At 74.0% G+C, this 10,725-nt stretch carries 7 protein-coding genes and 1 pseudogene; 1 reads left to right on the top strand and 7 read right to left on the bottom strand.

The annotated features are described in order from the left end of the window. A partial coding sequence (locus ACFWEE_RS28870) for a hypothetical protein (RefSeq protein WP_386893484.1) occupies positions 1-614 on the bottom strand: 614 nt, incomplete at its 3' end. Positions 615-823: 209 nt separating this feature from the next. Here ACFWEE_RS28870 and fes point away from each other — a divergent pair. Then, entirely contained in the window at positions 824-2,158 is a 1,335-nt protein-coding gene (fes, locus tag ACFWEE_RS28865) for an enterochelin esterase (protein ID WP_386893482.1), read from the top strand. Here the strand turns inward: fes and ACFWEE_RS28860 are convergent. The 6 genes and pseudogenes from ACFWEE_RS28860 to ACFWEE_RS28835 all read right to left on the bottom strand — a co-directional run bounded on the left by ACFWEE_RS28860 (position 2,130) and on the right by ACFWEE_RS28835 (position 10,646). Then, positions 2,130-2,834, bottom strand: coding sequence for a 4'-phosphopantetheinyl transferase family protein (locus ACFWEE_RS28860; protein ID WP_386893480.1), 705 nt, complete (start codon positions 2,832-2,834; stop codon positions 2,130-2,132). The genes fes and ACFWEE_RS28860 overlap by 29 nt on opposite strands. A gap of 46 nt (positions 2,835-2,880) precedes the next feature. Continuing rightward, on the bottom strand, positions 2,881-6,846 hold the full coding sequence (locus tag ACFWEE_RS28855) for an amino acid adenylation domain-containing protein (protein WP_386893478.1): 3,966 nt from the start codon (positions 6,844-6,846) through the stop codon (positions 2,881-2,883). Continuing rightward, positions 6,843-7,070, bottom strand: a complete 228-nt coding sequence (locus ACFWEE_RS28850; RefSeq protein ID WP_327178948.1) for a phosphopantetheine-binding protein — start codon at positions 7,068-7,070, stop codon at positions 6,843-6,845. Before ACFWEE_RS28850 ends, ACFWEE_RS28855 begins: the two co-directional genes overlap by 4 nt. A gap of 4 nt (positions 7,071-7,074) precedes the next feature. Further along, positions 7,075-7,707, bottom strand: coding sequence for an isochorismatase family protein (locus ACFWEE_RS28845; protein WP_386893502.1), 633 nt, complete (start codon positions 7,705-7,707; stop codon positions 7,075-7,077). Between the two features lie 27 nt (positions 7,708-7,734). Next, positions 7,735-9,432, bottom strand: a pseudogene (locus tag ACFWEE_RS28840) ((2,3-dihydroxybenzoyl)adenylate synthase); the annotation flags it as partial. After that, positions 9,429-10,646, bottom strand: coding sequence for an isochorismate synthase (locus ACFWEE_RS28835; RefSeq protein WP_386893476.1), 1,218 nt, complete (start codon positions 10,644-10,646; stop codon positions 9,429-9,431). The pseudogene ACFWEE_RS28840 and the gene ACFWEE_RS28835, both read right to left, overlap by 4 nt. Positions 10,647-10,725: the final 79 nt, after the last annotated feature.

Genomic DNA, 10,725 nt, shown 5'->3' with positions numbered 1-10,725 from the left:
ACGGTGCCGGAGACGCTGCCGTCGGAGCCGCTGGTGAACTGGGCGAGGAGTGCGGCGTCGTCGAGCTTGACGCTGACCTTGCTGTCCGCGGGGAAACCGGTCGCGGTGAAGGAGACGGTGCCGCCCGCCTGCACGGACGTGGCACCCAGGGCGACCGACGGCGTGGCGGTGACGGTGAGTCCGGCGCTCTTGAGGCTGGTCTGCGGGGCGAGGAGGCGGAGCCAGTGGGCGGTGCCGGGGGTGGTGTCGGCGGGGATGGTGACGGTGCCGGAGACGCTGCCGTCGGAGCCGCTGGTGAACTGGGCGAGGAGTGCGGCGTCGTCGAGCTTGACGCTGACCTTGCTGTCCGCGGGGAAGCCCGTCGCGGTGAAGGAGACGGTGCCGCCCGCCTGCACGGACGTGGCGCCCAGGATGACGGCCGGGGCCGACGCCTCGTCAGCCGCAGAGGCGACGGTTCCGGTTGCCCCCGGGTCGTCGCTCGCCGCCGCGAGCGGCATCGACAGCACGCCGAGGCCCAGCGTCGCCCCGGCGGTGAGCGCGGCAACCCGCGCGACCCTGCCCCGGGTGCCGCGCAGCGGCGATATGGAGGTACGGAAAGGTCTGTCTGCGCTCATGGCGTGCTCCTGGCGGGCAAGAAAGGCAAGAAAAAGTGCATGGAGAGATGCGGCGTCCACTGACCGGTACGGCAGGATGTCGCCAACAATTGGTTAGGTTAGCCTAACCAATCTAGGGGGGTGTGGGGGTCCCTGGTGGTGCCCGCGGTGGCCGGGAGGAGAGAGGTAAGGTAAACCTTACTTGTCACCGTTCTTCGGAGTTCGCCCGCATGTTCGCGTCCGCACCGCCCGAAGGGGCTCCCCTCCACCCGCCCAGGACGCCCCGTCCCGACGCGGTTCCGCTCCTCGCGGCACCCGGCGTCGAACTGCCGGGACCGGAAGGGGCCGAGGAGTTCTGGGCGCGGATGCGCGAGCGAGGGACACCGCTGATCGCCCCCGATCCGCAGGGCAGCCCCGACCACGCGGCCGTCACCTTCCTCTGGCGCGGCACGGAAGCGACCCGGGCGGTCCAGGTCATGCCCAACAAGCTCGGCGACCCGCGCGCCCCCGAGGGCAACCTGATGACGCATCACCCGGGCACGGACATCTGGCACTGGACGCTCCGGCTGCGCCGCGACTGGCGCGGCACCTACGACTTCCACGTGGACGAGGGCGACGGCCCCGAGGCCGGAGCGCCCGGCTACTGGCAGTGGCTGCGGACCCGGCGCCACCGCGACCCCCTCAACGCCCGCCTCCTGCCCCGCCGCTGGGGTGGCGAAGCGGTGTCCTGGGCGGAGATCGGGGAACTCCGGTCCGTCTCGGACTGGGAGCCCCGCCCCGGTACGCCCCGGGGCAGGGTGACCGAGCACGGCGTCCTCAGCGAGCACCTGCGCGAGGAGCGCCGGGTCTGGCTGTACGAGCCGCCCGCACCGGCCGGGGACTCCGCCGGACCTGCCGAACTCCCCGTACTGGTCGTGCTGGACGGCGAACACTGGCAGCCGGAGCTCGGACTCGCGAACCTGCTCGACAATCTCGTCGCGGACGGCCGGATACCGCCGACGGCCGCGATCCTGGTGGACTCGGTGGACTCCGGATCCCGTTGGCGGGACCTCGCCTGCAGCCCCGCCCACGCGGCCTTCCTGGCGCAGGAGTTGATTCCGTGGGCGGCGCGGAGGCTGCCGCTCACGGACGATCCGGCGCGCACCGTGATCGCCGGGCAGAGCCTGGGCGGCCTGGCCGCGACGTACACGGCGCTGACGGCCCCGCACCGCTTCGGCAACGTTCTGGTCCAGTCAGCCTCCTACTGGTGGCCGGACGGGCCGGAGCCGGAGTGGCTGACCGGCCGGATCGCCGCCGCCCCGCGCCGGCCGGTACGGTTCCGGCTCTCCTTCGGCGAGCAGGAATGGGTGGCACTGCCCGCCGCGCGGCGGCTGCGCGACACCCTCGCAAGGGCCGGATACGACCACCATTACCGCGAGTTCAACGGCGGGCACGACTACTTGTGGTGGCGCACGGAGATGGCGGACGGGCTGACCGGACTGCTCGGTCCCGGGGTCCGACCCGTACGGCGAAGCCCGATCCGTACGGCAGGGCCGCTCACACCGCCACCGCGCACGCCGCGGTGAAGCCGGCCGGCACCTCGACGTCGGTGAGGTTCCAGCCGGCCGGGGACGCGGCCGGGGAGGGACCCGTCCCCAGGTAGGCACCCCCCAGCGCCTCGCCCGCGAGCCCCTCGCCGGTGCCCTTGAGGTACGCCTCCTTGCGGGTCCAGCAGCGGGCAAAGGCGGCCGGGCGCTCCGCCGCCGCCATGCGCGCCAACTCCGCCTGCTCGGAGGGGTGCAGGGACTGCGCGACATCCGTGGCCGTCCGCTCCGAAGGGAGCCGCTCGACGTCCACCCCGACCGGCCGGGCGGCCAGCGCCACCACCGCCAGGCCGTCCGTGTGCGACAGCGAGAAGCGCACCCGCTCACCGGCGGGCCCCGCGACCGCGGGCCGCCCGTGCGGGCCGCCGCACCCCGGGCACGCCAGCCGGACCAGCGTCACCCGGGCGGGCGGGAGCTCCAGAACTCCGCCCAGCAGCACGCGCAGCGCCGTGTGCGAGGCCGTGTACATCGCCCGGTCCTCGGGGCGCCGGAACGCCGCGGCCCGGCGCCGCTCCTCCTCGTCGAGGACGACCGGGCCGGCGTGCTCCTCGCCCCAGGGCCGCACCCACCACAGCAGCGGGCCGCCGCCGTCCAGCGCGGACGGCCCCGGAGGCCGGTCACCCGGCGTCCAGGGCCGCGCCGTTGCCGACGTACTCATCACCGGGCGGTCGCGCGCGAGCGGTCGAGCGGGTCGGTCGGGTCGGTCATCCGTCGAGCTCCTTCAGCCGGGCCGCGAGGACGGTCGCGACGGTGTCGAGGTTATCGCCCTGGAGGAGCCGCGCGTGGGTGCAGTCGAGATCGTGGTTGACGATCTCGCCCGTCACATGGGCGTGCCAGGCCTCCCGGGTGAGCCAGTCCTCCGCCCTCGGTGCGGCGGCCGTGAAGAACAGCACGTCGCCCCGGAAGGTGTCGTGCCGGTGCTCGCGCATCAGCCGCGCGTGGTGCGGAACGATGTCGACGATCCGGGACAGCGTGCGGTCGCTGAGCCCGGCGAGCGGACTGCCCGCCCGGCGCAGAGTGGCCAGGACGTCGTCACGGGTCTGTTCGTCCGTACGCTCGAAGCCGGCCATCCGCAGCACCGCCGTGAGCGCGTCGCCCTCCTCGGGGGCCGGGCGCGCGCGCCACATCTCGGACGGGAACGCGTCCAGCAGCGCCAGGAGTTCGACCTCCTCGCCCGCCTCCTGGAGCAGCACCGCCACGGCCTGCGCGAGGACACCGCCCACCGACCAGCCCACCAGCCGGTACGGCCCGTGGGGCTGGACCGCACGCAGCCGCTCGGCGTAGTCGACGGCCTGGTCCCGCAACGTCGCCGCCAGGGGCTCGTCGTCGGTCAGCCCGCGCACCTGGACGGCGTACAGCGGCTGTCCGGCGCCGAGGCGGGCCGAGAGGCCCGCGTAGCACCACGCGATACCGCCCGCCGGGTGGAACGCGAAGACCGGAGGCCGGCCGCCGCCACCGCGCAGCGGCAGCAGGACGTCCAGCGCGTCGTCGGCGCCCGCCCCCGGGCCCGCGAGGCGTGCCGCCAGGGCGGCCGGGGTCGGCGTCTCGAAGAGTGAGCCGATCGTCAGCTCCGTCGCGCACTCCTCCCGTACCCGGGCCACCAGCCTCATCGCGAGCAGCGAGGTGCCGCCGAGGTCGAAGAACGCGTCGTCGGGACCGGCCCCCTCGACGCCGAGGACGTCGGCGAAGAGCCGGGTCAGCTTCTCCTCCAGCGCCCCGGACGGACGCCGGGCCCCGCTGCCGCCGGTGAACACCGGTGCGGGCAGGGCGCGTCGGTCCAGCTTGCCGGCCGGGCTCAGCGGGAACGCCGCGAGGACGACCACCGCCGCCGGGACCATGTGGTCCGGCAGTACACGCGCCAGCGCGGCCCGCACCTCGGCCGGGTCCGCCTGCCCCTGGACGTAACCGACGAGGCGCTGCTCGCCGTCGTCCTCGCGGACCAGGGCGCAGGCGCCCTCCACGCCGGGCTGCGCGGACAAGGCCGCCTCGATCTCGCCGAGTTCGATGCGCTGGCCGCGCAGCTTCACCTGGTGGTCGGTGCGGCCGAGGTACTCGACCTCGCCCTGCGGAGTCCACCGTGCGAGGTCGCCCGTCCGGTACATGCGGCTGCCGGCCGGACCGAAGGGGTCGGCCACGAAACGGGTCGCCGTCAGCTCGGGGCGGTCCAGGTAGCCGCCGGCCAACTGCCGCCCGGCGAGGAAGAGTTCCCCGGGAACCCCGGGCGGGCAGAGCTGGAGCGCCGCGTCCAGCACGTACAGCCGGGTGTTCCACACCGGGCGCCCGATGGGCACCGGACCGCTGCCCTCCGCCGCGCAGGTGTGGTGGGTGACGTCGACGGCCGCCTCGGTCGGGCCGTACAGGTTGTGCAGCCCGGCCTCCGGCAGCGTGCGCGCGAACAGGTTCGCGGTCTCGCGGGCCAGTGCCTCGCCGCTGCAGAACACCCGGGTGAGCCCGGTGCACCGTGCGGCCTCCGGCTCCGCGAGGAAGACCTGGAGCATCGACGGCACGAAGTGCATGGTGGTGACGGCCTGTTCGCGGACCAGGCGGGCCAGATATGTCGGGTCGCGGTGGCCGCCCGGCTCCGCTACGACGAGGGTCGCGCCCTCGCGCAGCGGCCAGAAGAACTCCCACACCGACACGTCGAACGAGGACGGAGTCTTCTGCAGCACCCGGTCCCCGGCGGTCAGCCGGTAGGTGTCCTGCATCCACCGTAGGCGGTTGTCGATCGCCCCGTGCGGGACGACGACCCCCTTGGGGCGGCCCGTGGAGCCCGAGGTGTAGATGACGTACGCCGGGTGTGCGGGTGTGAGCGGGCGGCACAGGTCGGTCGGCAGCCGGTCCGAGACGTCGAGACCCGCCAGCACGACGAGCGGGGCGGCGCCGCCCTCCGGCAGCCTGCCCGCCCGGTCGGCCACCGCGCAGACCGGTGCCGCGTCCTCGATCATGTCGAGCAGGCGCCGGCGCGGATAGTCCGGGTCGAGCGGAAGATAGGCCGCGCCCGTCTTCAGGATCGCCAGCAGCGTCACGATCAGCTCGACGGACCGGGGGACCGAGAGGGCCACCACCGTGTCCGGTCCGGCGCCGAGATCCCGCAGGTGGCGGGCCAGCCGGTTGGCGCGGGCGTTCAGCTCCGCGTACGTGAGCGACTCCTCGCCGTACACCAGAGCCGTCGCGGCGGGCGTCCTGCGGGCCTGCGCCTCGATGGGGCCGATCAGGTTCGTCGCCGGGAGCGTACGCTCCGTGCGATTGAACTCCTCGAGGACCAGAGAGACTTCGTTCTCAGTGGCGATGGTGTGGGTGGCGAGCGGCAGACGCGGGTCCGCCTCGGCGAGCCGGGCGACGAGAGCGGTGAACCGGTCCTGGTGGGCCGCGAGAGCGTCCTCGGCGTAGAGGGCCGGGTTGGCGTCGTAGTCGACGAGCAGTCCCCGGCCGTCGGCCCGGTCGTAGATGTTGACCGTGAGGTCCTCGACCTGGCCCGCCGAGAGGTTGCGGGCCCGCACCGGTGCGCCCGCGAAACGCACGTCGTAGTCGAAGGGCATGACGTTCACCAGCGGGCCGACCAGGGCGCGGCTCTCGCCGAGCAGGCCGAGATCGCGGCGGATGTCCTCGTAGCGGTAGCGCTGATGACGGCGCACCGTGCGGATGCCCAGCACGACCTGGCGTACCAGCTGCGCGAAGTCGGCCCCGGGGGAGACCTCCAGGCGCAGCGGCAGGACGTTCATCACCATGCCCGGCACCCGGAGCGCCACCGAGCCCATGCGGCCCATCATGGGCAGCCCGAGCACGACGTCCGACCGGCCGGTGGCCCGGGAGGCGTAGACGGCCTGGGCGGCGATCAGCACCTCCGGCCAGGTTGCCCGCAACCGGGTCGCCAACTCCCGTACGCGCTCGGTCGTTTCCGCCGGAAGCGAGGCCGTGCGGCGCAGCGAGGTCCGGGAGGGCAGTGCCCCGCGCCCCGCGAGCTGAGGTGCCTCGGGGCGGTCGGCGAACGCCTCGCTCCAGTGCGCCCGGTCGGCCGGGTGGGCCTCGGACGCGCGGTACTCGGCGTCCTGCGCGACGAGTTCGGACAGCGGCCGGAACGGCGTGGGGGCGGGTGTCTCACCGGCGGCCAGCGCGCTGTAGACCTCGGCGGTGCGGCGTACGAGCAGGGAGTAGCCGAAACCGTCCATGGCGAGGTGGTGGATGCGCTGGTACCACAGCCACCGCTCCTCGCCCACCCGGAAGAGCGCGTGTCCGAACACCTGGTCGCGGGCCAGGTCGCAGGGGCGCGCGAGATCCTTGCGCATCCACGCCCCGGCGGCCTCGTCCGGGTCCTCCTCCGCCCGCATGTCGGCGATGTGCAGCGGAAGTTCGACGACGGATCGCACGCGCTGCCGGGGCCCCTCGGGGGAGTCCTCCACCCGGATGCGCAGCGCGTCGGCCTCGGAGACCACCCGGGCCAGCGCGGCGGCGAAGTGCTCCGGGTCGACCGGGCCGTCGATCTCGACGCACTCCGCGGTGTTGAGCGCCGGGCTCAGCGGATCGAGAGCCTGGGCGTACCACATGCCCGACTGGGCGGCGGTCAGCGGCAGTACGGTGTCGGGGGTGTCGGGGGCGCCCAGGGTGTCCGGAGCGCTGGTGTGCCGGGCGTCGGCGCGCGGGGCGCCGAGGCTTACCGCAGGGGCGTTCATGAGGCCCCCAGCAGCGGCAACCACGCCTCGACGGCGGGCTGTTCGGCGAGATCCGCGAAAGCGGCCTCCACGCCGTGCTCGCGGCGCCAGCGCTCCAGCAGCGCCATGATGCGCACGGAGTCCAGCCCGTAGTCGACGAGGTTCTCGTCGACCGGGATGTCCTCGGGGTCCTCGCCGAGGGAGTCGGCGATGTCGGCCCGGATCAGCTCAAGGGTGAGGGGCATCGGCTCAGACCTCCTGGAAGAGCGCGTCGGCGGTGGTCACCACGGCGCAGCGGCCGGCCGCGTACCGCAGCGCCATGTCGTGGTCCTCCCGGGAGAAGTCGGCGACCGCGTCGGCGACGACGAACGCCTGGATGTCGCGCTGCCACGCGTCCGCCGCGCTCATCAGCACGCCGATGTGCGCGTACACGCCGACGACGATGAGCTGGTCGCGGCCCTGCTCCCGCATGAGCGCGTCCAGTTCGGTGCGGACGAAGGCGCTGTACTTCCACTTGGTGACGACGCTCTCGCCCTCGACGGGCGCCACCTGCTCCGGCCCGGAGAGGGCCGCCGGGTCGTCCGCCACCCCGGGCCCCCAGAAGTCGAGTTGGAGGCCGCGCTCCTCGGGAGTCTGGCCGCCGCGCTGCGCCGAGTGCACCACCGGGACCCCCAGGCCGCGGCACTTCTCCAGCACCCGGGCCGTGTTGTCCAGCATGCCGGTCAGCGGCTGCTCGCCGGCCGGGAACGCCTTGAGGAAGTGGTTCTGCAGGTCGTGGACGAGCAGCACCGCGCGGGACGGATCGACCGTCCACGCCACCCGGTTGGCGGGCAGCTCCGCCGCCGTGGGCAGCGGATACGGGGCGATGGCGGGCAGTGCCATGGAAACGGGCCTTTCCTCGTGGAGCCGAGCCGGGGCGGCGGACCGCAGGCTCTTCTTGCTGATCTTGCCGATGCCGGTCTGCGGGAACGCGTCGACGAACTCGACCAGATCGGGGACCTTGTACGCGGCGATGCCGCGCTCGCGGACGAACCGCTTGATCTCGACGGACTTCAGCGGTCCGGCGCCCTCGCGGAGGATGACGTAGGCGAGGGAGCGTTCGCCGAGGTACGGGTCGGGGACGGCGACGACCGAGACGTCGTGGACGGCGGGATGGGCGAGGACGATGTTCTCGACCTCCTCGGGAGCGATCTTCTCGCCGCCCCGGTTGATCTGGTCCTTCGCCCGGCCCTCGACCACGAGGTGGCCGGTGGGGGTACGGCGCACGATGTCGCCGGTCCGGTAGAAGCCGTCCTCGGTGAAGGCCCGCGCGTTGTGGTCGGGGGCCCGCCAGTAACCGCGGATCGTGTACGGCCCCCGGGTGAGCAGGTGGCCGAACTCGCCCTCGGCGACGTCCTCGTCGGCATCGTCCACGACGCGGACCTCGTCGTCGGCGGAGATCGGGCGGCCCTGGGTGGTGACGACCGTCTCCTCGTCGTCGTCCAGCCGCGTGTAGTTGACCAGTCCCTCGGCCATGCCGAAGACCTGCATCAACTGGCAGCCCAGCGCCGGTCCGAGGCGCCGGGCGGCCTCCTCGCTGTACTTGGCGCCGCCGACCAGGACCAGCTCCAGGCTCGACAGGTCCTCCTTCGCCGCCGGTGCCGCGTCCGTCCACACCAGCGCGAGCGGGGGCACCATGCCGGTCATGGTGATCCGCTCCCGCTCGACGAGCGGGAAGGCCGTCGCCGGGTCGGGCCGGGGGCTCAGCACGACGGTGCCGCCCGCGTAGAGCACGCCCAGCCAACCGGGCGAACTCATCGGGAAGTTGTGCGCGGCCGGCAGGACCACGAGGAACCTGGTCTCCTCGTCGACCCCGCAGATCTCGTTGGACCCCCACAGCGAGTAGATGTAGTCGTCGTGGGTGCGGGGGATGAGCTTGGAGACGCCGGTGGTCCCGCCGGAGAGCTGGAGGAAGGCCAGTTCGTGCGAGCGGGGGCCCTCCACCGGACCGGTCGGCTCGATCGGCACGTCGGCGAGCGCGGTGTGCTCGCCCGGGTCGCCCACCACGAAGACCTCACGCAGACTGGGCGTCAGCTTCATTACATGGGAAGCGAGTTCGCAGTGGTCGTAGCCCGCGTGGCGGTCGGGCACGACGTACGCCACGGCCTCGGAGAACGCACAGAAGTGCTCGATCTCGGTCTCCCGGTGCGCCGGAAGGGCGTACACGGGGAGCGCACCGATCCGGAAGAGCGCGAAGACGACCTCGATGAACTCGCCGATGTTCGGGAGCTGGAGGACGACCCGGTCGCCCTTGGTGATCCCCCGGGCGGCGAACCCGGCGGCCAGCCGGTCGGCGCTCTCGTCGAGTTCGCGGTACGTCCAGGTGCGGCGGACCGGCGCCGGGTCGACCAGCGCGGTGCGGTCGGGGTGCGCGGCGGCGCGCTCGCGCAGGAAGTCGCCGAAGGTCTCGCCGCGCCAGTACCCGGCGGCGCGGTAGCGCGCGGCGAACTCGTCGGGCCAGGTCGGCGCGTCCGGGCTTCCGGGGGTGAGCGGATCGTGCTCGGGCGCGTGCGCGGCCGGGCTCGCGGGCGCAAGCGGGGTGAGCGGATCGTGCTCGGTGGCGGTCACAGCTGGGCTCCCACGGCGTTCAGGAAGGTGCGGAACTTCGCCCCGGTCTCGGCGGTCTCCGCCTCGGGCGAGGAGTCGGCCACCACACCGGCCCCGGCGAACAGGCGCAGCGAGCGGCCCTCGGCCTCGGCACAGCGGATGGTGACGACCCACTCGCCGTCACCGTCCGCGTCCTGCCACCCGACCATGCCGGTGTAGGCGCCCCGGTCGAACGGCTCGGACTCGGCGATGACGGCGCGGGCGGCCGGGGTGGGCGTGCCGCACACGGCCGGGGTCGGATGCAGGGCGGCGGCGAGCCGCAGTGCGGTGGTGTCCGGGTCGACGAGGTCGCCGGTGAGCGTCGTCGACAGGTGCCACATGGTGGCGGTCCGTACGAGGGTGGGGCGCTCGGGCACGTCGAGGCGGGAACAGAACGGGGCCAGGGCCTCGCGTACGGCGGCCACCACGACCGCGTGCTCGTGCAGGTCCTTGGCGGATTCCAGCAGCGCGGCGGCCCGGCGGACGTCCTCGGCCAGGTCCGGGCTGCGCGGCGCGGAACCGGCCAGCGGGTTGGCGACGAGCCGCCCCTCCTGCCGGGCCACCAGGAGTTCGGGGCTCGCCCCGATCAGGGTGCGGCCGGGGCCGGTGGGCACCGCGAAGGTATAGCCCCCGGGGTCCCGGCGGGCGAGCCGGCTCAGCATCGCGGGCAGGTCCGGCTCGGCGGGAGCGGTCAGCTCCAGGGTGCGGGCCAGGACCACCTTGGCGAACTCCCCGGCGCGCATGCGGCGTACGGCGGAGGCGACGGCCGCGGCGTACTCGGCGGCGGCCGGGACCTCGCGCACCTGCCAGGAGCCGCCGTCCTCGGCGGCGGGAGCGGGCAATGCCACCAGCGGGTCCCGGCGCAGCGCGGGCGCCCACTCGACGGACTCGGGGACCACCAGTGCGGCGGGGGCGTCCGCGTCGAACGGTATGGAGCCGACGACGACGGGCGCGGGGTTCCCGGCCTGCCGCTGGGCGTGCAGGGCGCCGCGTACGCGCTCCTCCACCGGGTCCGTACCGTGCGGCACTTCGGCGCGTACACCGCGGCCGAGCAGGGTGCGCGTCGGCGAGGCCACGAAGCGGTCGGTGCCGGGGCGGTAGGCGTCGAGCAGCGCGGTCGCCGCACCGGGGACGACGCGGTCGGGGTGGGTGAGGCCGGGGGCGGCGGAGGGGGATTCGTGCACGGAGGTGGACATGGGTGTCTCCTGCGGTGGAGGGCTCCCGCCGCGGTCGGCGGCGGGGCGGTGAGACAGGGGGGCGGGAAAGCCGGGGCCG

Source organism: Streptomyces sp. NPDC060184 (genome assembly GCF_042728795.1).
GTDB lineage: Bacteria > Actinomycetota > Actinomycetes > Streptomycetales > Streptomycetaceae > Streptomyces.
Note: the sequence above shows the minus strand (reverse complement) of the source record. Positions and strands in the feature narration are given on the sequence as shown.

Bases quoted from the DNA above. Each gene is read 5' to 3' on its own strand.
- ACFWEE_RS28860 (WP_386893480.1), bottom strand. From the start codon at position 2,834: ATGAGTACGTCGGCAACGGCGCGGCCCTGGACGCCGGGTGACCGGCCT.
- ACFWEE_RS28850 (WP_327178948.1), bottom strand. From the start codon at position 7,070: ATGCCCCTCACCCTTGAGCTGATCCGGGCCGACATCGCCGACTCCCTC.
- fes (WP_386893482.1), top strand. From the start codon at position 824: ATGTTCGCGTCCGCACCGCCCGAAGGGGCTCCCCTCCACCCGCCCAGG.
- ACFWEE_RS28835 (WP_386893476.1), bottom strand. From the start codon at position 10,646: ATGTCCACCTCCGTGCACGAATCCCCCTCCGCCGCCCCCGGCCTCACC.
- ACFWEE_RS28855 (WP_386893478.1), bottom strand. From the start codon at position 6,846: ATGAACGCCCCTGCGGTAAGCCTCGGCGCCCCGCGCGCCGACGCCCGG.
- ACFWEE_RS28845 (WP_386893502.1), bottom strand. From the start codon at position 7,707: ATGGCACTGCCCGCCATCGCCCCGTATCCGCTGCCCACGGCGGCGGAG.